The following is a 25,896-nucleotide window of genomic DNA, read 5'->3' as shown; positions in this document are numbered from 1 at the left end:
TGGAATAACTCCTATCCAGGGACTTGTGTTTGCCGCGCAGAATCGCCCAGCTCGACGTGTCGGTCCTCCATGATAAAAGCGTCGCGACCAGCGCGCCGTTCGATAGCGCACAAAGGGTACCGGCACAGTGGCGGACGGGATTCAGGCGTGCGCGCCGATAGTCGCGATTGATTACAATGATTTGCGACCATAACGCAAAAGGAGGCCGCCATGGATCCCCACAACCCTCAGTCATCGGCGCCGGCCGCATACAACGAAGCGGCCATCATGGGCGGCCTGTACGGCGACGGCTTTATCGCGTGCAAAGGCGCCTTCAGCCGCGACTGGGTACTGCAATTGGGCGCGGACATTGGCGTGCTGTTCCAGGAAGCGATGGCCCGGCCGGGCGGCGCGCTGGCGCGGGGGCCGAACCGTTACTACGTTGAGATTCACCCGGAGCGTCTCAGCGGTTTCGTCGATATCATCACCCACCCGTGGGTGGTGGCGGTGTGCCGCGCCATACTCGGTCCCGACTACCGTGTGGTCGAAGCCGGTTTCGACGTCCCCGGCCCGGGGGCCCTGCACCAGCCGTGGCACCGCGACTTTCCCACGCCCGAAGCCACGCTCACAGGCCGGCGCCTGAACTCGCTCGCCTTTAACATCACGACGGTGGACGTCACCGAGGACATGGGCCCGTTCGAGATCGCGCCCGGCACGCAATGGGACTCGCTGGCCGGCGGCGACCCGATGTTCCCCGCGCGCGAACTATGGCCGCGCTACGAGGCGCTGGCGCAGCGCAAGCTGGCAAAGATGGGCGACATCTCGGCGCGCTCGGCGCTGACCTTGCATCGCGGCACGGCCAACCAGTCCGACAAATCACGCCCCGTGTTCGTGCTCGGCGTCGACGCGCCGGACGCCCGCAACGCCGAGAAGCACGATCTGCAACTGACACGCGGCTACTACGACAGCCTGCCCGAAGAGGTGCGCCGCCACATCACCTGTCGCGTAGTCGACACGCTCGACGCCATCGTGCAGGAACATACGATCGAGGGCTTGTTGACGGGCGTAACCCCGGGCGAGCGCATGGGCATGGGTGGATGAGCGCACCGGTGGCGATCACGCCGGCTGCCGCAATCCCTCAACCAAACCCGGCAGTTCCGCCATCGCGCCGAACACCATGCGCGCCCCGGCCAGACGCAGCCGCTCGGCCTGGTCGGGCGGGCTGTGCGGACCGCCGGTGAAGCCCAGCACGACGGCGCCGGCCGCAACAGCCGCGTGCACGCCGGTGATGCTGTCCTCGACGACGACGCAGTGGGCGGGATCGGCGCCCATGGCGGCCGCCGCCATCAGGTAGACGGCCGGATCGGGCTTCGGCCGGCCGGCGAGATCGGCCGTATACAGGCCGCCGTCGAACAACGAGATCAGGCCGGTGCGTTCGAGCAGGCCTTGCACGCGCACCGCGCGGCTGTTGCTGGCCACGGCCTTGGGCAGCCTGATCGCGTTCAGCGCTTCCTGCACGCCCGGCACCGGCTGCGCCTTGCTGTCGCACTCGGCCTCGACCACGCCGCGCATGGCGACCAGTTCGGCGGCGCTCGGCTCCGGCAGGCCCAGCTCGGCGCACACGCCCAGCACCAGCGCTTCGAGTTTCAGTCCCAGCCGGGGACGGATCAACGGCAAGACGCGCTCGCGGTCCCCGGCGATTGGCGCCAGAAAGTCGGCCAGCGCCTGCAGGGCGATCGCTTCACTGTCGATCAGTACGCCGTCGCAGTCGGAGATGAGGTGGGTGATGGTCATGCGTAATCCTTACCGGTGATGGAGTCAGGATCATGCCACATCAGAATGACTTTCTCAGTCGTATCGAGTGCCGGGGCAGCAGCGTGGGTAGCCTACAGACGTCGCCGCGAGACGATGAAGCGTTCAAGCTCGGCGGCCGCGTGCTCGATGTGGCGCTTCAGCAGGCTGGCCGCCGCCCTCACCTCGCCGACTTTGCACAAGCGCACCAGTTCCGCGTGCTCTTCCTCGGCTCGGCGACAACTCTCGGCGCTCATTGACAATTGCAGGCGCGTGTAGCGGTCGGTCTGTTGCAGCAGGCCGGCGACGATGGCCAGCGTGCGCGGCTGCTCCGCGCGCGACATCAGCAAGTCGTGCAAGCGCGTGTTGAGCTCGCCCCAGCGGGTCGGATGTTGCGTATGTAATTCTTGCTTGTATTCGGCCAGGATGGCGTCGATTGCCGCGAAGTCAGCTGGCGTCAGCTTGGGCGCCGACTTTTTCAGCAGCAGCGGCTCCAGCAAGCCGCGCAACATGAACAGCTCGCTGATCTCGGCGATCGACAATTCCGACACCACCGCGCCCTTGTGCGGCACGATCCGCACCAGGCCCTCGCCTTCGAGCTGCACCAGCGCCTCGCGCACGGGAATCCGGCTGATGCCGAATTCGGCCGCCAGCGCATCCTGACGCAGCTGGAATCCCTCCGGCAGCTCGCCGGCCATGATCTTGCGGCGCAAGGCGTCCGCCGCCTGCTCGGCGACGGTGGTCACCGCGAAGCGCGGGGCGGCCTTGGCGGCGGCGGTGGCGGTGGAATCCATGCGAGCTTTCTGTTAGATGTCCGGGCAGGCGCCCGGACTTTTCAGGCGGCAGTATAAATTATATTGTCGCCACCGCAGGAAATCGGCTGCGCCTTAGGCTGCGACCTCTTTCGACCAACCGGCGTACCAGGTCTGGAAGAGCTTGTACTGGATCTCGGCGTAACGGCGCTGGCTGTCGCTGAGGACGTCGGTCTCGTTGAAGTGCAAGGTGTATTCCTTGTCGCCGTTAAGCACCATCAAATACTTATAGAACAGTACCAGATCGGTGCCCTCGTCGAACGACGACAGCACCGCCAATGCCGATTCCAGCTCGCGTGCCTGGCGGCGTGCGGTCACGTCGCCCTCGGCGGCCTTGCGGCACAGCGCGACCAGTTGCAGCACTTCACGCGGCAGCGCGTTGCCGATGCCGGTGATGGCGCCGGTGGCGCCGCAGTTGACGAAACCGTGGAACACCTGGGTGTCGACGCCCGCCATCAAGGTGACGTTCTCGTCCTGGCTGGTGATGTGCTCGGCCGCATAGCGCAAATCGACCGCGCCGCCGAACTCCTTGAAGCCGATCAGGTTCGAATGCTTGGCGCGCAGCTCGAAGAACAGGTCGGCGCGGGTGGCGAAGCCGTAGTACGGGCTGTTGTAGATCACGCTCGGCAGCTTCGGCGCGGCCGACAGCACCGCCTCGAAGTGCGCCTTCTGCGCGGCCGGCGAGGCGCCGCGCGACAACACGCGCGGAATGACCATCAGGCCGCTGGCGCCCACCTTGGCCGCGTGCGCTGCGTGCGACACCGCCTCTTTCGAATTGACCGCGCCGGTACCGACGATGGTCGGCACGCCGGCGGCGACCAGGCGCGCGACGCCCTCCTGGCGCTGCGCTTCGGTCAGCAGGGGCCAGTCGCCCATGGAGCCGCAATACACCACCGCGCTCATGCCGAGGTCGACCAGCTCGCGGCCCTTCTTGACCAGCGCGTCGAAATCGGGCGCGCGCTCGGGGGTGCAAGGGGTCATGAGGGCCGGAATGGTGCCGGTGAAGATATTGTCGCTCATGGTGCTTTCCTTCAAATAGACGTGGTGGGTGGAGAGCCAAATCATAATGCTTTTGGATATTTTATACAATCTGAAAAATCGAAAAGCGACCCATTTGCATTAACCCATTGATTTATATGAAGATAAAAAATTCGACCATGGTGACCAAATCAGGATTTTTCGAAAAAGACTAGCGCCGGGACGTGCGCACCGAGGAATGCGATACTAGCGTCACCACAACAGCCTACTATTCACCATGGTCGCTTTGACATCCGTAGTTTTGACCCCGGCCGGACCTTCCGCGTTCCTCGACGGCTACGCGCTGTATGACTTCGTCGCGCCGTCGGGCGTGACGATCCGCTTCGCCACCGCAGGCACGGGACCGGCACTGTTGCTGCTGCACGGCCATCCGCAAACCCATGTCACGTGGCGCAAGGTCGCACCCGCGCTCGCGCAACGCCACACGGTGGTCGCCCCCGACCTGCGCGGCTACGGCGACAGCGGCAAGCCCGACGGCGGTGAGCGCCACATCAACTATTCCAAGCGCGCCATGGCGGCCGACATGGTCGCGTTGATGACGGCGCTGGGGCTGGAAAGCTTTGCGCTCGTGGGACACGACCGTGGCGGCCGCGTCGCGCATCGGTTGGCGCTCGACCATCCAACCGCCGTTACCCGGCTGGCCGTGTTCGACATCGCCCCGACCGCGACCATGTACGCGCGCACCGACAAGGCCTTCGCGACCCGCTATTTCTGGTGGTTTTTCCTGATCCAACCCTACCCGCTGCCGGAACGGCTGATCGACGCCGACCCCGAGTTCTTCCTGCGCACCCACATCGATGGTCAAAACAAGGTGCCCGGCGCGACCGAGCCGGCGGCCTTCGCCGAGTACCTGCGCTGCTATCTCGATCCGCGCACGCGTCACGCGATCTGCGAGGATTACCGGGCGGCGGCCGACATCGACCTGGAACACGACGCCGCCGACGCCGACGTCCGGCTACAGATGCCGGTGCTGGCGTTGTGGGGTGGACGCGGCACCGTTGGCGCGCTGTACGACGTGCTGCAAACCTGGCGCGACAAAGCCGCCGACGTGCGCGGGCGCGCACTCGATTGCGGCCACACGCTGCAGGAAGAATGCCCGGACGACGTGCTGGCCGAACTGAATCAATTTCTCGTTCCTTGATCCGGCTGGCCGTTACGGCGTCCGCCGTACCTACCGGGTTCCCTGGTACATCAAGCCGCTGTCATTAAGTCCGAACTTGAACTTCTTGTTCATCTCGATGATCTCGGCGCCTGCCAGCAGGGTCGGACCGTAGCCATGCGCCGCCTTGACGCTGGTCGGCCGATAAGCGTAAAACGCCGGATCGAACGCCATGCCCGTGCCGACGCAGATGCCCTCGATCTGGCCGTTGGCGGTCACCTTGCTGGCCACCGCGTTCCACGCCAGGTTGGCCATCGGACCGTACATCTGCGCATCGACATAGCCACGGTTGACGGCGCGCGCGATCGCATAGGTATAGATCGCAGTGGCCGAGGTTTCCTGGTACGTGTCCGGCCGGTCGATCAACTGGCGCCAGAAGCCGTCGCGCGTCTGGTATGACGCCAGGCCCTTGATATGCGCGCGCAGTTGCGCCAGCACCGCCGGGTACTGTTTATGAGCCTTCGGCAGCACCTCGAGGATCTCGACCATCGACATTACCGCCCAGCCGTTGGCGCGCGCCCAGTGCATCTCGGGGTGGTCGCGCAGCCCTTCCACGTAGCCGTGCATGTAAATGCCCAGCTGCGGATTGAACATGCGCTTGGAGAACTGAAGCACCTGCCGGGCGGCGTCGTCGAAATGGCGACGGTCGCCGGTGACCGCGCCCAGGTAGGCCATCGTCGGCACGCCCATGAACATATCGTCGAGCCACAGCGTGTCGGCCAGCGGCCGCATCTTGCGCCCGCCATTGCCGTCCGGGCCGCCGCGCGCCAGCGTGCCGTCCTTGAGCCGGTATTCTTTTTTGGTCACGAAGTCGCCGCAGATGCCGACCATCTGCGTGTAGTCGACCTTGGCGCCGCCCAGCTTGGCCTTGAGGAAGCTGTGGCACAAGGCGCCGGCGTCGTCGAGCGCGTGCGGGTTGAGGAAGCTCTTGATCGGTGCGAGCGCGTTCTTCGGGTCGGCCTGCACGACCGGCGCATAGGTTTTGGTCAGTTGCGACAGCAATTGGTGGCGCTTGAGCGTGTAATCGGTGTAGCGCTGGTCGCCGGTGGCGGCGCCGGCCGCCAGCATGCCCAGATAGGTCACGCCCCATTCGTAGCTGGTCAGGCGGAAATCGCCCGGCTTGAGGACGGCGTCCGGGTCCGGCTGCGTCAGGTCGGTGACCGGGGCGCCGCTGGTCTTGTGGATCAATTCGGCGGGAGTGGTCCGGTCCAGATAGTCGAACACGCGGTCCAGCACGGCTTTGACTTCATTGCGGTCCATCGCGCGATACGGGGTTGGATATTGCACTTCCAGCGCATGCAGCATGGCGTCGGCGGCCGCCGGGCCCTTTTCCTGCGCGACCGGCGCGTCCTGCGCCGCGACCTCGAACGCCACGGGCGCCAGTCCCGCAAGCAGCGCGGCGGCCACGCCACGGCGCAATTTCAACGTGTTCAACAATGCCTTCTCCTTCGGTTCGAATGACTATCTGGTATGGAATGGCGCGGCTGCGGCGCGCGGATAACAATATGACGGGAACGGCGATGAATTCCTATGGGGCGCCGGCCGAAAATTGGCAATAATCAAGTTGTTGAGCGGGGAGATGTCGCGGCGGGGCCTGCGTTGAGGCCCCGCAGCGAATGTGGCGGGATGAACTGCTTGCGGGATTACTTCTCGAGCTGGTAGAAATGCAGCACGGTCGTTTGCGTATAGTCGCGGCCCGGATCGACGCGGGTGGTCGGGAACGCCGACTGGTTCGGGCTGTCCGGATAACCCTGCGCCTCAAAGCTGATCGACTGGTACTTGGTCAGCTTCTGGCCGCCCTTGCCGGTGATTTCACCCTTGAGGAAATTGCCGGTGTAGACCTGCATGCCCGGTTCGGTGGTGGAAATCTTCAGGCCACGTCCGGATTGGCGATCCTCGATCTTGACGGCCGGCTTCGGCGTGGCGGTCTTGCCGCCGCGCAGAAGGTAGTTGTGGTCGATGCCGCCGTTGGCCAGCGCCAGCTGCGGATGCTGCATGCGCACGCGCTCGGTCACATTGCCAGGGGTACGGAAGTCGAACGGCGTGCCGGCCACCGGCAGCGGCTCGCCGGTCGGGATCAAGGTCTTGTTGACCGGCAGGATCGCATCCGACTCGATGGTCAAGTCGGCGTCGGTGGCCAGGCGCGTGGCCGGGATGCCCGACAGGTTGATCATGCTGTGCCAGGTCAGGTTGACCACGGTCGGCTTGTCGGTGCTGGCGCCGTAGCGGATGGTCAGGTCGTTCTTGTTATTGAGCTCGTACGTCACGTCGGCCACCACGGTGCCCGGGAAGCCCTGGTCGCCGTCCGGCGACGTCAGCGTGAAGGTCACCGACGCCTTGTCGGCCGTCTGCGCGACGCTCTTGACGACCCAGTTGCGCTTGTCCCAGCCGATGGTGCCGCCGTGCAGCGTGTTGGGCGCCTCGTTGACCGCCAGCGCGAACTTCTTGCCGTCGAGCGCGAACGTGCCGTTGGCGATGCGGTTGGCGTAGCGGCCCACCGTCACGTTGGTGAAGCCCGGCGTGGCCTCGTAGCCGGCCAGCGTATCGTAGCCGACCGCCAGATCGGCGGCGTTGCCCTGCTTGTCCGGGAAGCGCAGGCTCTGCACCGTCGCGCCGTAGGAGATCAGCGTGGCCGACAGCCCGCCGGCGTTCTTCAGGACGATGGCCTCGACCTTGGCGCCGTTCGACAGCGTGCCGAAGGGCATGCGCGACAACGACACGCCCGCTGGCGCGGCGTCGTCGCGGGATGGCACTTGGCTGCAGGCGCTGAGGCCGACCAGGGTGCTGAGCAGGAAAATCTTGGCGGGTCTGGTGGAGATAGTCATGTTTAGGTGAGGTGTCCGTTAAAAAATGGGCGGCCGGCGGATGCCGGTTGTGCCTATGATAAATGCTGAGCTGACCGTCCGGCGCCCGGGAGCGGCCTTCTCGGCAAAAAAAGTGCGCCAGCCCGATATGCGGAGGCCGGCGCGTTGCTACCCGAATCAGCGCGCCAGGCTGGAAATCTCGCCGTCGGTCAATGCCGCACCGTAGATGCGCAAGTCGTCCATCGAGCCCTTGTACGGCGCGTCCCACCAGTTCACGCCCAGCGCGAATACGCCGGTGGTGGTGGTGAACACGTTGGGGAAGTTCACGCCGTTGAACCGCTTGGCGCCGTTGACATAGATATTAACGGCACCGTTCTTGACGGTGAACGCCACGTGCGACCACTGCCCGACCGGGATATTCATGCCCAGGCCGGCGTCATACCATGCCGTACCGGACCACAGCATGGAGGCCCCGCCGACGCCATCATGCCCCTTCGGCAGCAGGCTGACCCACGAATCGCCGTTGCGGGCGCCGAAGAAGGTCGTGGTGAATGCCGTCAACTGGGCCGGCTTGAGCCACATCGCCACCGTGTAGTTGTTGCTGGAAATCAACCCATTCGGCAAGCGCACACCGGTTGCGCCGTTAAAGACCGCCGCGCTGCCCTTCATGCCCGGCTCGTAGGCCAGGCTGCCGCCGCCGACATCGATCTTGGCGCCGATGACCGCGCCGGCGCCGAACGCGCCGGTCGAATCGCCCAGGTTGCCGTCGAAGGCGTAGTGGGCAATCATCCCGCCGAGCTTGCGCACGGTGACGACAAACGACTTGACCACGCGCGCCTGGCCCTTGGTGATGGTGGCCGTCAGCGTGACGGCGACATCGCTGGCCGGGCTGGTGACCTGCCCCGTGTTGCTCAACACGGCCGGATTCGACGACGTCCACGTGATCGCCGCGTCGCGCGCGCCGCTGGTCGGCAGCGTCATGTCGCCGGTGACCGCGTTGGTGTTGCCCAGCGTGAGCTGGTCGGCGATGGCATTGACCGTCTGCATGTCGCTGCGCGGCGTCAGGCGGCTGCCCATGATGGATATACCGTCGCGCGACGTCGCCGAGAACGTCATCACATAGCTTTGCGAGGTTTCATCCCACTGCTGGAGGAATACGCCTTTGAACGGCGGCGAGCCGGCCAGGTTGATCTCGGCCTGGTTGGCGCCCACCAGCGCCCAGTTGCCCGATGCGGCGCCGCTGACCGTCCCGTTCGCATTGAGCGTGATCAACTTCGACTTCTTAATGGTGGCGGAGATATCCTTGGCATGGTTGACGAACATATAGTCGCCAAACACGTGTCCGTGCTGGACCGGCGCCAGGGTTTCATTGGTGTTGCGGTAAGGCGCCACCACGGGCCAGCCGTCGGCGTTCATGAACATCTGGTGCACGCGGATTTGGTGCTGTTCGCCGCGCTCGGGGAAACGGGTGTGGAAAATCAGGAAATGCTTGCCCGTGGCAGCGTCGTAATACGCCGAATTGTGGCCCGCCGAGACATAGCCGGTGCCGATGCCGGTACCCGGCTCGCCAAGCTTGCGCTCGAACAGGAAATTGCCCATGATTTTCACGCCGTACGGCGCGATCGAGGCGTCGTCGAACAGCGGCTTGGTCGGATCGGCCTTGACGTTGGCCATGTTGACGCCCTGCGCGTCGAAGTACGGGCCGTCCGCCGAGGTGGCGCGCGACACGCGCATGTTGTAGCCGCCGGCCGCGTCCAGGCCGCCGAACGACGTGAACATATAGTAGTACTGCGTCACGGGGCTGAACATCACGTAAGCGCCCTCGATCCGGCTGTGGTTGCCGCCCATCAGTCGCTTGCCGTAGCCCTGCCCCGGCAGCGGCGTGCCGTTGACCGGATTCATCTGCATGATGAAAATACCGCCGGAGTAGGAACCGTAGATCATCCACAGCCTGCCGCCGTTGTCGAAAAACACGTTCGGGTCGACGGTGTTCGGATGCTTGAGGGCGTCGTAGACCGTGCCGTCATAGCTGGCCTGGCCCCACATGCCGGATTTGAGGATGATGCCCTTGTTCACATACGGGCCTTCGATCTTGTCGGCCACGGCGATGCCCAGCGCCGACCGCGGCGAATCGCCCTTGCAAGCGTTGTAGTACATATAGAACTTGCCGTCGGCCAGACGAATCACGTCCGGCGCCCACAGCGTATTCGATTGCGCCCAGCTGAATGTCTCGGCCAACTCCGTATAGACGTTGCTCGAACCGTTCAGGAACAGCTTATTGGTGGCGCTGACCGAATCGGTGATCGGCGTCCAGCGCATCAAGTCCTTGCTCTTGGCCGACGCAAGGTGCGAGCCGAACACATAATAAGTACCATCGGTTTTGATCACCGAGGGATCGTGGACGGAAGCGTTGAGGAAGGTTACCGGGACGGTCGGCGCTTGCGCGGCGGCCTGGGTGGACAGCATGGAGGACGCCAATACAGCGGCGGCTCCCCATAGCGAGAAGGATGTGGTCACGTTTTGTCTCCATTGATATTTTTATCGTTTTATCCGCCGGTGACCACGGACGCATTCCTTGTCGCCGGAAGCGGTCCGCAAATCCCATGGTCGGCTTTGCACGATATATCGATGGAAACAGCGTGTCCAATGACCTTTTATGGCGTCGCGATAGCCAAATGAGCATCGGACAGGATGGCAATTGTCATCGGGCGGCATACGAGGTCTATCAAGATCGGCAAATAGGCAAATACAGCGTCAAGGCTTCGCCTGCTGTGCGACGGAACCCGAAACCCTCATAGAACGCGGCCGCCCGGACATCCTTCGCATCGACGACCAGCACGCGCACGCCCAATGTCTTCCGCACGGATAGCGCCACATTGACGGCATGGGCCAGCAGCAATTGCCCATGTCCCCGACCTTTCGCTTCTTGCGTCACAGCCAGACGCGCAACTCGAATAGCCGGCACAGGATACTTGGGCAGCCGCTTGCGGTCGTCACCCTGGAGGTCATGCAAGTGCAACTCCGCTGCGGAAAGAGCGCAATACCCGAGGATACGCGCTGGTTGTGCGTCGTCGCCGTACAACTCCCGCGACTGCAATATTTAGACATATATTAATAGTTTGCGGCGTGCGCTAGGCAATCGCCGGAATCACGTGGTCGCCAATGTCTTTTAATACGCTGTGAACAGGCCGCGTCCGGCCGCTGACGTTGACGATGACATGCGAGACGCCCACCTCGGCCATCCGCCGTAAATAATGTGTCAGCGCCACGTGGCCGCTGCGCACGCCAAGCGGAATGGCTTCCGGCGCGGCGTGCGGGTCGGCCAGCAATTCGAGGTTCAGCGACTGGATAAACGGCTTGTCGATGCCATTGCCCCGCTCTCGCAGCGCTTGCTGCCATAACCCGATGCGCCCGAGCTGGCGTTCTTCTTCCCGGTGGTAGGAGGCCCAGCCGTCCGCGTTGGCGGCGGTCCATTGCAGCGACTGGCGCGACGAACCGACCACGATCATTGGAATCTGCGTGGCCGGACGGGGCAGGATTTCGAAGCCGCCGGTGTGACCCAGCAGCGCCGCGTGCGCTTCGGCGTTCGGGTTGAGCGCCGCACGCACAATGTTCCAGCCCTCGCGGTAGAGGGCCGCCGACTCCGCAACGTCTTTGCCGAATGCGGCAAACTCCGCCGGCCGGTCGCCGGACCCGAGCCCAAGGATAAATCTTCCGCCTGAGAGGCGATCAAGCGACAGCGCCGCTTTCGCCAGGTGCAAGGGATTACGCAGCGGCAGCACGGCGGCGGCGGTGCCCACGGCAATACGCTCGGTGGCGCCGGCCAGATGGGCGAGCCAGAGGAACGGGTCGTCCAGCGCGCTGACATTGCCCTCCTGCGGGATCATCAGCGGCACGTCGCGCGTCCACAAAGCGGCAAATCCGGCCGCTTCGGCGATTCTTGCGGTCAGGCGTGCCTCGACGGGATCGGCAGGCGTTGACGAGGGCATCGGGGCCGGCGTCATCAAACCGAGCGTCAAGCCGGTGCCCAGTACGTGGTTATAAGCGCGGTTATAGTTTGGGAGCATGGTATATAGGGAAACGAGTCCTGGCGATGTTGGCATTCCATCCAACATCATGCCCTATCGAGGGCGATCGTGCCTTCGGGCGCCGGGGACTTGGAGGGGGCTAACCGGGCAGTCGCGTCCCTGGCGGCGTCACCAAGCCAGTGCGCGCGGACCAATCGCCGCGCCCAGGGCGGTCGGAATGAGGATGCCCAACAGATACCAGGAACCGACGAATACAGGACTCATTTCCGGACAGTGCAGGCAGTACACGACCGCAGCCGCAGCGCCGGCGGAAAATCCCGCCGCCGCTCCCGCCAGTCGCAACCGGGTGGGCGCCCGTCTCCGAAGGATATGCAGGGCAGCGACGAACAATGGCAGCGACAGCACCGCGATCAGTAGCGGGCAATAGCGCCAGGTTCTGCCCCAGAACAGGTCCGAACGCCACTCCGGCGCGGCCAGCCAGAGCACCACGGCCGCCACCGCCCACAGCGCCAGCACCGGCCCGGCAATCAACAGCGGCAGTACTTGGACGTCGGCGCCGGGCGCCGCCAGCCGTTTGACCGCCAAGCCGCCCGCCCCGGCCAACGCCAGCGAAAAACCCAGCTTCAGCCAGAACGCCGGCGCTGTCAGCGCCAGGCCCAGGTCCGGCCGCACGCCCAATATCGCCAGCATCAGCAAGACGCTGGCGACCAGGGCGCCGAGCAACGGCAGCGCCGTGGCGCGCACCGGCCGCGCGGTCAGCGCCACATCCGGCCCGCTGGACAACATGTTGATCAAATCCTCTGTCTTCATGGCGAACCTCTCAGGATAGTGGCCAATGTCTTCATTCCGCGATGCACCGACACCTTGACGGCCGACTCCGACATCTGCAGCAACGCGGCGGCTTCCCGCGTCGATAGACCGTCCAGCTTGGTATGGATGATCGCATCGCGTTGCTTGGCCGGCAACAGGCCGAGCATCTTGGCGAGGTCGCGGCGCGCGTCACCGGCCTCCGCCTCGGCGCTGGAAAACAGCGCACCCTCGCCTTCGTCCACTTCGTCGAGCGAGTCGTGCAGGCTGTCGCGCCGGGCATGCCGGCGCAGCCAGTCGATCAGCTTGTACCTGGCGATGGTATAGACCCACGCCGTCAGCGGCACGGCGGTGTCGTAGCTCAGCCGCTGGTTGTGGATGGCCAGCAGCGCTTCCTGCACCAGATCCTCCACCTCGTCGGGCCAGCGGCTCAGGCGCCGGCGCAGGAAAGCCCGTAAATGGGTGGCCGTTGCCGTCAGAAACCGGCGATAAGCCAGGGCGTCACCGTCCCTGCCCTGTAAAAACAAGGCATGCAGGCGTAATTCGGTCAAGCGCAGGTGGTCCACCTCTTCTATTCGTCGCATCCCGGCCTTTGGTTACATTACGCGTGCGAATTATTTTTACGTATCTTTCGGCCCGGCTGTAACCAATCGCCACGCTGTCGCGAACTTCATGTTGCACGCTCGGTTTGTTGCTGTTGCCGCCGATGTCGTGCAATCACGTAGTTTAACTTGACAAGGAATGACCATGAACAAACTGACGACCACCCTGCTTGCCGCCTGCCTGATGATTTCGGGCGCCAGCTACGCCCAGGACGCGATGAAGAAGGACGACATGTCCAAGGACGCCATGGCCAAAGACGGCATGAAGAAGGAAACCATGAAAAAACCCATGCATCACGACAAAATGGCCAAGGATGACATGAAGAAGGACGCCATGGCCAAGGACGAGATGAAGAAAGACGACATGAAAAAGGACGACATGGCGAAAGATCCGATGAAGAAATAAGCGCCGGCGGCCGGGGTGCGGACGTGTCGCCGTTCCCGGTCACGGCGGCGCGGCGAACATGATAAGCGCGCCGAGCAAATAGAGCGGCGCCGTCGGTACGCACCGCTGAAAAGAATATCAAACTTGCTAAGGTATAATTTGCCACGAGTTGAGGAGTTGTGATGCAAAGCGAGCGCGACATGCGCAAACGGTTGCGGAAAATGCTGTCCAAATAGGCTCGGACACGCCAGCCCTTTCCGTGCACCGATCAGCAATTTTATTCCGGAGTGCGCACCGTGCATCCACCAGACAAGTCACCCCATGACATGCGCAGCGCTTTCCGGCGCGAGTTCGCTTCGCCACAAGTGTGGATGGTGCGCACCGTGGTGGTGGGCGCGGCCGCCGTGGCGGGTCTGGTGGTGGTCGGTTTCACCTGGCTGGCCGGCACCGCCCTGGCGCTGTTCGTGCAGATGGCCGGCGCCGCCTGGTGGCTGCCGCTGCTATGGACGCCGGCCTGTTGTGGCGTCATCGTCTGGCTGACGCGTCGCTACGCGCGCGGCGCCGGCGGCTCCGGCATTCCGCAGGTCATGGCCGCGCTGGCGCCGGAGCTATCCGGCGGTAGGCGGCCGCTGCTCGTCTCGTTGCGCCTGAGCGTGGCGAAGATCGGTCTGACCTCGGCCGGTCTGCTGGGCGGCCTGTCGCTGGGAAGGGAGGGACCGTCGGTGCAGATCGCCGCCGGCGTGATGCTCGCGGCGCGTCGCTGGCTGCCGCGCGGCAGCGGCGTCAGCGCCCATTCGCTGCTGGTGGCCGGCGGCGCCGCCGGCATCGCGGCGGCATTCAACACCCCGCTGGCCGGCGTCATGTTCGCCATCGAAGAATTGTCGCGCACGCCCGAACAGCGCAACAGCGGCCTGATCGTTTCAGGCATCGTGCTGGCCGGCCTGATCGCCGTTTCGGTGTATGGCAACGGCACCCATTTCGGCGTCATCCACCCCGGCCCGATCGGGCTGGCCCTGGTCGGCCCGGGCCTGCTGGTGACGTTGGTCGCCGGCTTGGCGGGCGGCCTGTTCGCCCGTCTGTTGCTGGCGTCGCTGCGCGGCACCTCGCCGGACCGGCCCAGCCGCTGGCGCCAGCGCTTTCCCGTGCGCTTCGCCATCGGTTGCGGGCTGGCGGTGGCGCTGATCGGCGTGGTCACCGGTGGCGCCACCTATGGCAGCGGCAACGAAGCAACGCGTGCCCTGCTCGACAGCCATGCCGACGTCCCGGTCGGGTTCGCGCTATTCAAGTTCATCGCCACCTGGCTGACGGCCTGGTCGGGTGTGCCGGCGGGCATCTTCGCGCCATCGCTGTCCATCGGCGCCGCGCTCGGCCACGACGTCGCCGTGCTTACCGGCTATCCGTACGCCCCGGCCGTCATCGCGCTCGGCATGGTCGGCTTCCTGGCCGCCGCCACGCAAGCGCCGCTCACCGCATTCATCATCGTGATGGAAATGGTAGACGGTCATGGCATGGTGCTCAGCCTGATGGCCTGCGCGGTCGTCGCCAGCACCGTCTCACGTGTGCTCAGTCCGCCGCTGTATGCGGCGCTGGCGTTGATACAGCTGCCGCCACGCCGGGTCTACCGAGCTCAGAACGGAGCCACGATGGGCGAGCAGTAATTCAAACCTCGCGATCCGACACTGAAGTGGTCCGTGACGCGAGCATCGTCCGTTCCAGCCCGGACTTGAGGCTCGTCCAGTAGCGCTCGCTGACAGGCAGTGACGGCCCGCAGCGCAGCGCTACCACGTAGCCGCCCTCCTGCTCCTGGCGTAGTCCCAGCACCTGATCCCGCCTGACCAGTATGCGCCGGTGAATACGCAGGAACTGCTCCGGGTCGAGGTATTGCACCAGTTCGGTCAACGTGGTCCGGTGCAACAGCGTACGCCCGGCCAGATGCAGCTCGACGTAGTTCCCCGCCGTCTCGATCCACAGCACATCCTCCACGGCCACTTTATCCATCCGCCCCACCGACCTGACGATCAGTTCACGCCAGAACCCGGGCGCGGGATCGGTGAACTGGCGCAAAGCCCGGGTGTACATGGCGCGTTGTTCCAGCAGCACCCGCGCGCGCGACATGGCCTCGTGCAGGCGCCGCTCGTCGACCGGCTTGACGATGTAGTCCAGCGCATGGGTGTCGAACGCTTCGAGCGCATGGCCCCGGTGGGCGGTGGCAAACACGATGAGCGGCGGCAGTTCCAGCCGGCTCAGGGAACGGGCCATCTCCACCCCGGACTCCTGGGGCATCTGGACGTCGAGCAGCACCAGGTCCACGTCGTTCGTTTGCATGAAGCTGCGCGCGGCGGCCGCACTGGGGCATTCGCCCGCCACCACCCACTCGCTGAGCGGCGCCAGCGACATCCGCAGATTGGTGCGCGCGTGCGCCTCGTCGTCGACAATCAGTACTTTAAAAGCCATCGTCAATCCATCACTTGCCATGGAAGCCGCAGTCCGGCCACGAAGCGGCCATCGATGCGCGCCACATCGAGCGACGCCAGCTTGCCATAGGCCAGTCCCAGCCGGGCCCGGATCCCGCGCAAGCCGATCCCCAGTCCCGCAGCCGGCGCTGCCTGGGGGAAGATCGGGTTGCTCACCCGAACCAGCAGGAATTCGCCGTCGCGCACGAACGTCACGCTGATATCGCTGCTATCGGCGTGGCATTCCAGGTCATGCCGCAACGCGTTTTCGACCAAGGGCTGCAGCAGCATCGGCGGACACTCCACGTCCTCGTCCAACACATCGTCGCCCTCGATGCTGACGCGCAGGCGCCCACCGAAACGCAGATGTTGCAGCTCCAGGTAATCGCGCACGAACTGCAGCTCCTGTTTTACGCTGACCCAGTCGCGCTCACTGCTTAACAGGGCGTACTGCAGCAAGTCGCCAAAGCGCGACAGGCCTTCCAGCGCCAGCGGCTTGTCGTCGGTCCGCACCATGGCGCCGATCGCGCTGAGCGTATTAAAAACAAAGTGCGGCTCGAGCTGTCCGCGCAGCGCGGCCAGGCGCTGCCGCTCCAGCGCCAATCGCACATCGGCCAGTTCGCGCGTCTGCGCCTGCCGCTGCTGCCACAGCAGGCCCGCCACGACGACGCCAAATGCGAGGGTCAACAACACGAACACCACGAACCACTCGAATTTACCCATCGAAATCAAGTAGTTCCACGCGTTCGGCAGGTTAGGCGCCAGGTCAACCTTGAAGCAGCGCCGATAGGCCAGGCCAAGCATCGCGACCGGCCAACACACGGCCAAGTAAAGCAGGTAACCGCGAACGATGCGCCGACGCGTGGCGAGCCAGTCGGGATGACGCCGATAGATCAGGTAGAGCACATAGCTTTGTACCATCATCACCGCGTAACCGCACCACCAGCCCAGCGTCATCATCCAGTAGCTGCGGGCGTCGCCGTGTAGCGTCGCGTCGCCGTAGGTGCTGATGCCCGCCACGGCGCACAGCAGCGTCCACAGTCCGAAGTTAATTACAAGGGCGCGCAAAGTAGCGGACATGAGTAGTTATTGTTGATTTAGTTGGCAAAGTATATCAGCCGCCCCCGGCCGCCTTGACCCCGTTCATCCCACGGCAAGCGGTGCTCGTCACACACCGGTGTGGGAGCGACCGTGCTTGCGCTACGCTGGCCGCTCCCCAACTTTCAGTCGACTACCCCATGCGTTTTTCCATCTTGCGACCAATTCCGCTTCTTGCTTTCAGCCTCGCCGCCGTGGCCGGCGACGACACACCGCCGACACAGCAGGTCGAGGTGCGCGGGCCCGCCAGCAGCCAACTGCGCCGCGACGATGCCGTCGGGCGCATCGTGATCGGCCGCGACGACCTGCAGCGCTACGGCGAAACCACATTGTCGGATGCGCTGAAGCGGCAGCCGGGCCTGAGCATCGTCGGCGGCGAGATACGCATGCGCGGTCTTGGCAGCGGGTACACGCAAATCCTCATCGACGGCCAGCCGGCGCCGACCAACTTTGATATCGCCACCTTGTCGCCCGAGCTGATCGAGCGCGTCGAGATCCAGCGCAGCGCGCAAGTCGATTCCAGCACGCAGTCGGTGGCCGGTTCGCTCAACATCATATTACGCAAGGTCTCTGGCGCGGCGCGGCGCACGGCGAAGATCAGCGCCGAACGGCAGGCCGGCGCCACCAGCCCCGCCGCCACCACGCAATGGACCGGACGCAGCGGCGCGCTCGGCTACGGCGTGACCGCAACCGCCAGCGAGACGCGCCGGCGCGACCGCTCGGCCACCGACGAACGAACCGACGATGCCGGTCTCGCGGACGTGCGCCGCCTGGACGATGACAATCGCAGCCGTACCCGTCGTTTCAGCGCCGCGCCACGCGCCGACCTCAAACTAGACGGCGGCGACACGTTGACCTGGCAAGGTCTGTTCGACCTGTCGCATCTGGACGCGCGCGCGGCGCAGGCCGAGACCACGCTGCAAGGAGCGCCCACCGCGTCTCCCGAATCCGGCTGGCGAGCGCTCTATAAAAACTGGCTGGCGAAGGCGAACCTGGCCTGGACGCATCGCTTCGACACCGGCAGTCTGACGCTCAAGGCGGGCATCGAGTTCAACAACCGGGACGGCGACTACCTTTTCCAAGGCATCGACGCCGGCGGCAATCCCTGGCTCGATCGCGCTGTCGTATCGCGCGCCGGCGAGCGCCGCGCCACCACCAGCGGCAAATATGTGACACCGCTGGCCGCCGGCCACGACATTGCGATCGGCTGGGACGCGTCCCATGTGCGGCGCGAGGAAAGCCGCCATCAGCGTGACACAAACCCACAGGCGCCGGATGCCGCGCCCATGTATAGGCTGGATCAGGACTACAACGCCAGCGTCGGGCAGGTAGCGATGTTCGCGCAGGACGAATGGAGCGTCACGCCGCGCCTGCAAGCGTATCTCGGCTTGCGTTGGGAGGGTTTGGAGACGCGCACCTGGGGCCCGGGCAACGCCGCGACCGCCTCTCGCGTGTGGAGCCCGGTGGCCCAAGTACTCTGGAAGCTGCCTGGCAGCACGCGCGACCAGCTGCGCCTCGCGCTCGCGCGCACGTACAAGGCGCCGCAACCACGCGACCTGGTGCCGCGCCGCTACACCGTCAACAACGACAACGGACCGACGCAGCCGGACTATCAGGGCAATCCATCGCTGCGTCCCGAGCTGGCCTGGGGCTTGGATGGCGCCCTCGAATCCTATTTTTCGCAGGATGCCATGGTCAGCGTGTCGGCCTATGTGCGGCGGATACAAGACGTGGTGCAGCTCAGGGTCTGGCAGGAAAACGGCGTCTGGATCAGCAGCCCGTCCAACGGCGGCGTCGCCAGTGTGCACGGTGTGGAGATTGACGCGCGCGTCCCGTTCAAGCTGGCATCGGCCAACGGAACCACGATCGAACTAAGGACCAATCTGGGCCGCAACTGGTCACGCGTTGACGGCTTCGCCGGTCCGGACAATCGCCTTGCCAATCAAGCGCCGCTGACCGCCAACCTGGGGCTCGATCTGCGCATGCCGCAAAACCGCGGCGCGGGCGCGAATCTCCGTTTTGTCGGCGGCTGGCAGGCGCGAACAGCACAGTCGCTGGTCCAGGAGACCGGCGTGGTGCGGGAGCTGGAAGCCTATGCAACCTGGCCGGCGGCAAGCGGCCGGCTGCGCTTCACGGTGGCCAACCTGCTGCAGTCGGCGCGTCGTACCGGTCAACGTTATGACGACGGCGTGTACGCAAGTACCCGCCTGTCGTTGGGCAGGGAGCGCCCGCTTTTCCGATTGCAGTATGAGGTACAGCAATAACCCAGGGACGCGCCGGGCACCGCTTGGCCGTTGCGCAAAGCTGTGCCATACTCATCATCGAAGACCGCGAAAAACGGCCATCCACGCCACCGTGTAGATGGCCGCGCACACGCCGACCGGCAATTCTGCCGGATCGGCCAGCGTTTCCCCCGACATCCGTCGGAACTTATTGCGAACAGGCCCGCCACCGGATCTGCCCGTATTTATTGGAACGCGCCGTGAATCATCCTGTTATCACCTCAAAATCCACCTCAAAACTGAGTATCGCCATTGTCGGCGCCGGCCTGGGCGGATTGACGCTCGCACGGGTTCTACACATCAACGGTATCGCAGCGACGATCTATGAAGCCGAGGCGTCGCCACGCGCCCGCACGCAAGGCGGCCTGTTGGACATCCACGAATACAACGGTCAGCAAGGACTGCGGACGGCAGGTTTGTACGAAAAATTCCTCGATATCGTGCTGCCGGGCGAGGATGCCAAGCGCGTCGTCGATAAACATGGCGATGTCTTGCTGGACCGGCCCGGGTTGGGCAATCTCGCGAGGCCCGAGGTGGACCGGGGCGCTTTGCGCCAACTGCTCATCGAGTCCCTGCCGCCCGGTACCATCCGGTGGGGCCGCAAGCTCACCGGGACCGCGCGTCCGGGCGGTGCGCAAACCGAACTGCTATTTGCCGATGGCTCGACGGCGACTTGCGATCTGTTGGTCGGCGCCGACGGCGCGTGGTCGAGGGTGCGCCCGTTGCTCTCCGCAGCCCGGCCGGAATATGTCGGCACCACCTTCATCGAGACCAGCCTGTTCGACGGCGACACCCGGCACAAAGCCAGCGCGGACGCAGTCGGACCGGGGACGCTGATGGCGGTAGCGCCCGGACAAGGCATTCTGGCGCACCGGTACGCAAACGGGACTTTGCACGCCTATATCGCGCTGAACCGGCCCGAGGCCTGGATCGATGCGCTTGACGTCAGCGTCCCCTCATCGGCGCTAGCGCGCCTCGCCGACGAGTTCAAGGAGTGGGCGGCACCACTACGGGCGCTGATCACCGACACCGAGACCGAGCCGGTGGTCCGGCCGATATATGCGCTCCCCATCTCCCATCGATGGCCGCGCGTTGCCGGTATTACGCTGTTGGGCGATGCGGCCCACTTGATGTCGCCCTTCGCGGGCGAAGGCGCCAACCTGGCGATTTACGATGGCGCAGAACTGGGCAAGGCGATCAGCACCTATCCTGACGATATCGAGGCGGCACTCGCCTGCTACGAACGAGACCTGTTCCCGCGCAGCGCATCGGTCGCGGCGCAGACAGCGCAGAACCATCAGCGCTTCTTCGGGCCGGACGCGCCCCGCAGCGTCGTCGAATTATTCAGTACAACGGTCCACCCGGCACGCTGACGAAGTTGCCGCCGCCGGCCGTGTTGTGAGACCATGGAGACCGCCCAACCGGACCGGATATCTCATGACAGCCACCCCGCAGCGTGACACCATCGCCACCCTCGCCGACCTTGAGGCATTGTTCGACCGGCCGGCGGCCCCGTCGATCACCAAGGAAGCGACTTTCATCCATCCGCACTACGCCACCTTGATCGCTGCCTCGCCGTTCGCGGTGCTGGCGACCAACGGCCCGGACGGACTCGATGCTTCGCCGCGCGGCGACGCGCCCGGTTTCGTTGTGGTGGAAGACGAGACGACGCTGCTGCTGCCGGAGCGGCGCGGGAACAATCGCATCGACAGCTTGCGTAACCTGGTCGCCGATCCGCGCGTGGCGCTGCTGTTTTTGATTCCCGGGCACGGTGAAACGTTGCGCGTTCAGGGCCGGGCCAGCATCGTGGTCACACCGGCGTTGCTGGAGCGCTTCGCGGTCGACGGCAACGCGCCAAAGTGCGTGCTGGCGATCAAGGTGGAGTCGGTGTTCTTCCAGTGCGCCCGCGCGATTTTGCGCTCACGCCTGTGGGATGCGGCGGCGGTGCGCGACACGGCGCTGCCCAGCCCAGGCGCCATTCTTGCCGCGCTTAGTAAAAACGGCATCGATGGCGACAAATACGACGCGGAGCTGCCGGCCCGCCAGCGCAGCACGCTGTATTGAGCGCACCGCGACAGGCGGCGCGCCCTTGGCGATTCATTACTGCTTGCCAACCTTGGCGGCGGCCTGCTCGATGACCTTGGCGACATCGGCCGGACGGGCGATGAAGGCCGCGTGGCTGCCGTTGATCTCGACGGTCGTGCTGCCTGCGCGCTTGGCCATGTAGCGCTGCAGGTCGGGATTGACGGTGCGGTCGGCGGTCGACACGATCGCCCAGCTCGGCCTGGTTTTCCAGGCCGCCTGCGTGACCGGCGCACCTGCCGTTTGCACGGCCGGCATCACCTGCGAGATCGCCATGAAGCGCGCCGTGGCGGCCGGCAGATCGGCGGCAAAGTCCGCGTGGAACAGCGATTGCTCGAAATACAGGTGACCGTCCGCGCTGGCCTTGATCGCATCGCTGGCCGGCGGCGTTTTCTTGACCAGGTCGAGCAGACTCTCCCCGGCGTCCGGCGCGAAGGCGGCCACATACACCAGCCCCGCCACTTTCGGATTGTTACCCGCTTCGGTGATGACCATGCCGCCATAGCTGTGGCCGACCAGGATGCTGTCGCCAGTCATGGCGTCGATCGCGCTTGCCGTCGCCTTGACGTCGTCGGCAAGCGAGGTCTCCGGCTGCTGCACGACAGCGACGTTGTAGCCGTCCTTGGTCAGGATGTCGGCCACGCCCTGCCAGCCGGAACCATCGGCGAAGAAGCCGTGAACCAAAACGATGTTTTTGACCGGCGCGGCCATGGCGGCGCTGCCGGTGCCGGCGGCGAAAGCGAGGGCGAGTGAAGCGGCGATGCGGGTAACGGTTTTCATGGCGAGTCTCCAAAAATAAACAAATAAAGAAGGTAGGTCATCGGATTCGGATAGTTGTCGCGGCGGCCGCATGGCGGCGCGCCGCGATGGTTTTAGGCGATCTGGGTCAGCAACAGGGCTGCCGCTTCCGCCGACGAGCCGGGGTTCTGGCCGGTGATCAGCAAACCGTCGCGGACCACGTACGAGCCCCAGTCGGGACCTTTGGAATACACGCCGCCCTTGGCGATGAGCTCATCTTCGACCAGGAACGGCACAACATTGGTCAAGCCGACGCCCTCTTCCTCGGTGTTGGTGAAGCCGGTGACTTGTTTGCCTTCGACCAGCGGGCGGCCGGCCGGCGTCTGGACATGGCGCAGCACGCCTGGCGCATGGCAGACCAGCGCCACCGGCTTGTTTGCGGCCAGGAACGACTCGATCAGCGCGATCGAGTTGCGGTCTTCCGCCAGGTCCCACAGCGGGCCGTGGCCGCCTGGATAAAACACGGTGTCGAAATCGGCCTGGTTGACACTATCGAGCCGAACGGTGGCCGCCAGTTGGGCGGTCGCGGCGGCGTCGGCTTCGAAGCGATGCGTTTGCGCGGTCTGGAACGACGGCTCATTGCTTTTCGGATCCAGCGGCGGCTGGCCGCCCAGAGGCGAGGCCAGCACCACCTCGACGCCGGCGTCCTTGAACGTGTAATACGGCGCGGCCAATTCTTCCAGCCAGAAGCCGGTCTTGCGGCCGGTGTTGCCCAGCGTGTCGTGGGAAGTCAAAACCATCAGTACTTTTTTCATGTTAGTTCTCCAAAGAAGTTAGGAAGCAAGGTAAGTACATCACGCCGGAGTAGACCAGTCGTCTAGGCCGACCGTAAAAAAAAGCCGGTCATCGCCGTCCCCTCCCACCCGGTTGAAATCGACCGGGCTTCATCTCGTGTGTTCATGGGAGGTACTTTAGCACCGATTAGACCAGTCGTCTACAACTATTTCAAAAAAAGATGCGCCCGCCCTCAGCGCATCGCCGTCTCGGGCAGCGCCGAGTTCGCGTTATATGGGCGGGCGCCTGAGCACTGAAAGCACCCAGGCGCGCAAGGCAGTTTACCTCTGCTCGCCGTTGGCCATCTGCCCGAAGACCTCGTCACGACGTACCCAGGCGTGATACAGCGCCGCGCCCAGGTGGGCCAGGATGGTCAGGAACAGCAGGTACGCCAGGACGCCATGCAGCGGGCGCAGGAAACCGTACACTCCCGGGCTATGCGGCAGGATTGCCGGCAGGTGCACGCCGCCAAACATCGTGATCGGATAGCCGCCGGCAGACAGCATGGCCCAGCCGATCAACGGCATCGCCAGCATCAGTCCATATAGCAGCCAGTGCGACGCGTGCGCGGCGAATTTCTGGATGGCCGGCAGGTCGGCCGGCAGCGCCGGCGTCGGCCGGGTCAGGCGGTTGACCAGTCGCACGATGGCCAGCAGCAGAATGGCGATGCCCAGTGGACGGTGCAGATCCAGCAGCTGGTCGCGGTAGCGCAGCGAGACGACCATGCCGGCGCCGACAAACAGCATGGCGAGGATGGCAAGTGCCATGGACCAGTGCAGCACCCGGGCGAGCAGGTTGAAGTGGCGTGGACGGTTCATCGGGCGCTCCCGTTCTGGGCGACAGGTTGGGTGGTTTTGCCCTGGCTGATTTCGCGTTCGCGGCGGTTGAACGACACCGAGTAGGCCGCGGAACGGGCATGCAGGACCGGATCATCGCTGGCGGCGATACCCACCGGCAGTATCAACGGGTCGAAATTGAGGTCGCGGCAAGGACCGGTCGCCTGCGGCTCGGCATGGGCCAGCGTCAAGGTGCCGAGGGTAGCCTCCTGCCGTGTGTCGGGCCAGGCCTTGGACGGATCCGTAATCGGATCGCCGGGGGCGGCGATTTGCACCACCATGTCCCAGACCAGCGGGCCGGCGGCCAGGCGCCGGTTCAGGTCTTCAATCAGGAAATCGGGATCGGCGGCCTTCAATTGGTCCGGCGTCATCGCGACGAACGGCAGCCGTGGACGCATCGACCAGCGCACCATGCGATCGGCGCCCTGCCCGTCCGTCAGGCGGAACGCGTTCACGCCGTTGAAACGGGTGCTGCCCAGGCTATCGGACCTGGGCGCCGATTTGGCCCACGCCTGGAACGCGGCGATCTCCGGATTGGCGGCCAGCACGGCCTTCATCTTCTCCGGGTCGGGCTTGCCGGTGGCGGGATCGGGCTTGCCGGCCTCGTTCATGGCCTGGAATGCCTGAGGGGTGGCGGCGGCAAAGAACGGAAAACTGTTCATCGCGATGCGCCACTCCTGGCCGTCGTCGGTTTTCAGCTGCACGGCCATGCCGCGCACCGGCGAGGCGCCGTCGGGCGCGTACGGGTTGTTCGACGACGAGGAAAAGCGGCCGATGACGGCGATCGACGGCTGCGAGAATGCGCGCGCCTTGGACAATTTGGCCGCTTCGGCCGTCGGCGCGAAGGTCCCGGCGAAGCAAACGCCCTTGCTGTGCGCGCGCCGGAAGCCGGCCGCTTGCTTGCCCGACCCTTCGGCGAAGTCCATCATTTTTTGCGGTGTCAGATTGTGGTTGCCGAACCAGCCGCCGACCCACGCGAACAGCGCGGCGAGGACGGCAAGGATCAGGGCGATCGGTAATAGCAGAATCAGGGAGCCACGGCGAGGCGTGGGCGTGGGGGTTGGCATGTCGGTCTGGCTTTCGTTGGTTCGATGGCGGATGACATCAATGCACCGATTTTAGCGGCCTTATCATTACTACCAGATTACTATTTGTTTCTGGCATGTATCAACGCACCGGCGGCCGGGATCACCCGTGCCGCCGGCTTTTACTGGCGGATCAGGCCGCCGGAGCGATTTCCAGGGCAAAGTCGCGATAGGAATGCAGCGGGCGGCCGAGTATCGTGGTCAAACGCTCGACGTCGCCGGCTGCGGGGATCATGCCGTCGCTGACATAACGCTCGGCCATCAGGCGCATCTCGTAGGCCATCCACTTCGGCATGAAGGTCGCCAGATTCTGCTCGAACCCGGTCGGGTCGTCGCCGCCATAGACCACGGGACGCCCCAGCACCTTGGACCAGATCGACGCCACCGCGGCGCCGGTGAGCGTGTCCGGACCGACCAGGTTGATGGTCTCGCTCGGCAGCTTGCCCGGTGCCTGCTCGCGGCGGACCAACTCGATCGCCGCGACTTCGGCGATGTCCCGGGCGTCGACCATGGCCACGCCTTTGCCGCCCACCGGCATCGGATAAACGCCGTGCTGGAAGATGACGTCCTTGACCATGTGCTCGTTGTCGATGAAGTACGACGGCCGCAGGATGGTGGCGCCAAAGCCCATCTGTTCGATCATCCGTTCGGCGCCCAGCTTGACGGCGAAGTGCGGCACGTTGACGAAGCGGTCGGCATGAAGCACCGACAGGTAGACCAGCCGATCGACGCCCGATTCGCGGGCGACGTTGAGGGTGATCAGCGCCTGGGTGAATTCGTCACCGGCCACCGCGTTGAGCAGGAACAGCGTGCTGACGCCTTTGAAGGCGCTGCGCAGCGAATCGATATCGAGCAGATCGCCTTTGACGATTTTCACGCTGGCCGGAAAGTCGGCCTTCGACGGATCGCGAACGAGGACGCGCACGTCGGCGCCACGGGTAACGAGTTGCTGGACAACTTGGCGGCCAACACGGCCGGTGGCGCCGGTAACGAGGATAGTCATGGTATTTCTCCTGAGTGGTGTTTGAGAAGATGTGCTTGGAAGACAGTTCCATAGTAACGGTACCGCACATGGTCCGATAG

24 protein-coding genes are annotated in these 25,896 nt (G+C 64.7%); 7 read left to right on the top strand and 17 right to left on the bottom strand.

Annotated elements, in window-relative coordinates; translation table 11 throughout:
- The first annotated feature begins 210 nt into the window (after positions 1-210).
- Positions 211-1,080, top strand: coding sequence for a phytanoyl-CoA dioxygenase family protein (locus ACZ0BA_RS06650; RefSeq protein WP_463450536.1), 870 nt, complete (start codon positions 211-213; stop codon positions 1,078-1,080).
- Positions 1,081-1,095: 15 nt separating this feature from the next.
- Here the strand turns inward: ACZ0BA_RS06650 and ACZ0BA_RS06645 are convergent, their stop codons facing one another.
- The 3 genes from ACZ0BA_RS06645 to ACZ0BA_RS06635 all read right to left on the bottom strand — a co-directional run bounded on the left by ACZ0BA_RS06645 (position 1,096) and on the right by ACZ0BA_RS06635 (position 3,602).
- Positions 1,096-1,773 carry an HAD-IA family hydrolase gene (locus ACZ0BA_RS06645; RefSeq protein WP_463450535.1) on the bottom strand — a complete coding sequence of 226 codons (678 nt, stop codon included), beginning with the start codon at positions 1,771-1,773 and terminating at the stop codon, positions 1,096-1,098.
- A gap of 92 nt (positions 1,774-1,865) precedes the next feature.
- Complete coding sequence (locus ACZ0BA_RS06640; RefSeq protein WP_463450534.1) at positions 1,866-2,564, bottom strand: GntR family transcriptional regulator; 699 nt, start codon at positions 2,562-2,564, stop codon at positions 1,866-1,868.
- 93 nt (positions 2,565-2,657) lie between these two features.
- Positions 2,658-3,602, bottom strand: coding sequence for a dihydrodipicolinate synthase family protein (locus tag ACZ0BA_RS06635; RefSeq protein WP_463450533.1), 945 nt, complete (start codon positions 3,600-3,602; stop codon positions 2,658-2,660).
- A 244-nt stretch (positions 3,603-3,846) separates the two neighbouring features.
- On the opposite strand from ACZ0BA_RS06635, the gene ACZ0BA_RS06630 reads away from it, so the two are divergent.
- Positions 3,847-4,761 (top strand): alpha/beta fold hydrolase, encoded by a 915-nt coding sequence (locus ACZ0BA_RS06630; protein WP_463450532.1) that lies wholly within the window; start codon positions 3,847-3,849, stop codon positions 4,759-4,761.
- 30 nt (positions 4,762-4,791) lie between these two features.
- On the opposite strand, the gene ACZ0BA_RS06625 is transcribed toward ACZ0BA_RS06630, so the two are convergent.
- The 7 genes from ACZ0BA_RS06625 to ACZ0BA_RS06595 all read right to left on the bottom strand — a co-directional run bounded on the left by ACZ0BA_RS06625 (position 4,792) and on the right by ACZ0BA_RS06595 (position 13,002).
- Positions 4,792-6,213 (bottom strand): glycoside hydrolase family 88/105 protein, encoded by a 1,422-nt coding sequence (locus ACZ0BA_RS06625; RefSeq protein WP_463450531.1) that lies wholly within the window; start codon positions 6,211-6,213, stop codon positions 4,792-4,794.
- Between the two features lie 209 nt (positions 6,214-6,422).
- The gene (locus ACZ0BA_RS06620) at positions 6,423-7,604 is read right to left on the bottom strand and encodes an aldose epimerase family protein (RefSeq protein WP_463450530.1); all 1,182 of its coding nucleotides are present in this window, start codon (positions 7,602-7,604) and stop codon (positions 6,423-6,425) included.
- Positions 7,605-7,760: 156 nt separating this feature from the next.
- Positions 7,761-10,100: a family 43 glycosylhydrolase gene (locus tag ACZ0BA_RS06615; RefSeq protein ID WP_463450529.1), complete on the bottom strand. Its 2,340-nt coding sequence runs from the start codon at positions 10,098-10,100 to the stop codon at positions 7,761-7,763.
- A 208-nt stretch (positions 10,101-10,308) separates the two neighbouring features.
- The gene (locus ACZ0BA_RS06610) at positions 10,309-10,665 is read right to left on the bottom strand and encodes a GNAT family N-acetyltransferase (RefSeq protein WP_463450528.1); all 357 of its coding nucleotides are present in this window, start codon (positions 10,663-10,665) and stop codon (positions 10,309-10,311) included.
- A 49-nt stretch (positions 10,666-10,714) separates the two neighbouring features.
- A complete protein-coding gene (locus tag ACZ0BA_RS06605) occupies positions 10,715-11,650 on the bottom strand; it encodes a TIGR03571 family LLM class oxidoreductase (RefSeq protein WP_463450527.1) in 936 nt (311 codons plus the stop codon).
- A 129-nt stretch (positions 11,651-11,779) separates the two neighbouring features.
- On the bottom strand, positions 11,780-12,421 hold the full coding sequence (locus tag ACZ0BA_RS06600) for an NrsF family protein (RefSeq protein WP_463450526.1): 642 nt from the start codon (positions 12,419-12,421) through the stop codon (positions 11,780-11,782).
- Positions 12,418-13,002: a sigma-70 family RNA polymerase sigma factor gene (locus ACZ0BA_RS06595; protein WP_463450525.1), complete on the bottom strand. Its 585-nt coding sequence runs from the start codon at positions 13,000-13,002 to the stop codon at positions 12,418-12,420. The genes ACZ0BA_RS06600 and ACZ0BA_RS06595 overlap by 4 nt, the downstream gene beginning before the upstream one ends.
- Positions 13,003-13,165: 163 nt before the next feature.
- Between ACZ0BA_RS06595 and ACZ0BA_RS06590 the strand changes: the two genes are divergently transcribed.
- Both ACZ0BA_RS06590 and ACZ0BA_RS06585 read left to right on the top strand, forming a co-directional pair.
- Complete coding sequence (locus ACZ0BA_RS06590; protein ID WP_463450524.1) at positions 13,166-13,426, top strand: pentapeptide MXKDX repeat protein; 261 nt, start codon at positions 13,166-13,168, stop codon at positions 13,424-13,426.
- Between the two features lie 275 nt (positions 13,427-13,701).
- A complete protein-coding gene (locus ACZ0BA_RS06585; RefSeq protein WP_463450523.1) occupies positions 13,702-15,063 on the top strand; it encodes a chloride channel protein in 1,362 nt (453 codons plus the stop codon).
- A gap of 1 nt (position 15,064) precedes the next feature.
- Here the strand turns inward: ACZ0BA_RS06585 and ACZ0BA_RS06580 are convergent, their stop codons facing one another.
- Both ACZ0BA_RS06580 and ACZ0BA_RS06575 read right to left on the bottom strand, forming a co-directional pair.
- Positions 15,065-15,859, bottom strand: a complete 795-nt coding sequence (locus tag ACZ0BA_RS06580; protein WP_463450522.1) for a LytR/AlgR family response regulator transcription factor — start codon at positions 15,857-15,859, stop codon at positions 15,065-15,067.
- Positions 15,860-15,861: 2 nt separating this feature from the next.
- Positions 15,862-16,938 (bottom strand): sensor histidine kinase, encoded by a 1,077-nt coding sequence (locus ACZ0BA_RS06575; RefSeq protein ID WP_463450521.1) that lies wholly within the window; start codon positions 16,936-16,938, stop codon positions 15,862-15,864.
- A 158-nt stretch (positions 16,939-17,096) separates the two neighbouring features.
- On the opposite strand from ACZ0BA_RS06575, the gene ACZ0BA_RS06570 reads away from it, so the two are divergent.
- The 3 genes from ACZ0BA_RS06570 to ACZ0BA_RS06560 all read left to right on the top strand — a co-directional run bounded on the left by ACZ0BA_RS06570 (position 17,097) and on the right by ACZ0BA_RS06560 (position 21,302).
- Complete coding sequence (locus ACZ0BA_RS06570) at positions 17,097-19,220, top strand: TonB-dependent receptor plug domain-containing protein (RefSeq protein WP_463450520.1); 2,124 nt, start codon at positions 17,097-17,099, stop codon at positions 19,218-19,220.
- 218 nt (positions 19,221-19,438) lie between these two features.
- Positions 19,439-20,611 carry an FAD-dependent oxidoreductase gene (locus tag ACZ0BA_RS06565; RefSeq protein WP_463450519.1) on the top strand — a complete coding sequence of 391 codons (1,173 nt, stop codon included), beginning with the start codon at positions 19,439-19,441 and terminating at the stop codon, positions 20,609-20,611.
- A 64-nt stretch (positions 20,612-20,675) separates the two neighbouring features.
- Positions 20,676-21,302 (top strand): pyridoxamine 5'-phosphate oxidase family protein, encoded by a 627-nt coding sequence (locus ACZ0BA_RS06560; protein ID WP_463450518.1) that lies wholly within the window; start codon positions 20,676-20,678, stop codon positions 21,300-21,302.
- A gap of 36 nt (positions 21,303-21,338) precedes the next feature.
- Here the strand turns inward: ACZ0BA_RS06560 and ACZ0BA_RS06555 are convergent, their stop codons facing one another.
- From ACZ0BA_RS06555 to ACZ0BA_RS06535, 5 genes are all read right to left on the bottom strand, one after another.
- Positions 21,339-22,100 (bottom strand): alpha/beta fold hydrolase, encoded by a 762-nt coding sequence (locus ACZ0BA_RS06555; protein WP_463450517.1) that lies wholly within the window; start codon positions 22,098-22,100, stop codon positions 21,339-21,341.
- Between the two features lie 92 nt (positions 22,101-22,192).
- Positions 22,193-22,873, bottom strand: a complete 681-nt coding sequence (locus tag ACZ0BA_RS06550; protein ID WP_463450516.1) for a type 1 glutamine amidotransferase domain-containing protein — start codon at positions 22,871-22,873, stop codon at positions 22,193-22,195.
- 300 nt (positions 22,874-23,173) lie between these two features.
- The gene (locus ACZ0BA_RS06545; protein WP_463450515.1) at positions 23,174-23,710 is read right to left on the bottom strand and encodes a cytochrome b; all 537 of its coding nucleotides are present in this window, start codon (positions 23,708-23,710) and stop codon (positions 23,174-23,176) included.
- Complete coding sequence (locus ACZ0BA_RS06540; RefSeq protein ID WP_463450514.1) at positions 23,707-24,795, bottom strand: catalase family peroxidase; 1,089 nt, start codon at positions 24,793-24,795, stop codon at positions 23,707-23,709. Before ACZ0BA_RS06540 ends, ACZ0BA_RS06545 begins: the two co-directional genes overlap by 4 nt.
- Before the next feature lie 151 nt (positions 24,796-24,946).
- Positions 24,947-25,816 (bottom strand): SDR family oxidoreductase, encoded by an 870-nt coding sequence (locus tag ACZ0BA_RS06535; RefSeq protein WP_463450513.1) that lies wholly within the window; start codon positions 25,814-25,816, stop codon positions 24,947-24,949.
- Positions 25,817-25,896 lie beyond the last annotated feature (80 nt).

The organism is Duganella sp. AC917, from assembly GCF_979258245.1.
The sequence above is the reverse complement of the archived record's forward strand: the minus strand, read 5'-3'. Positions and strand labels throughout refer to the sequence as shown.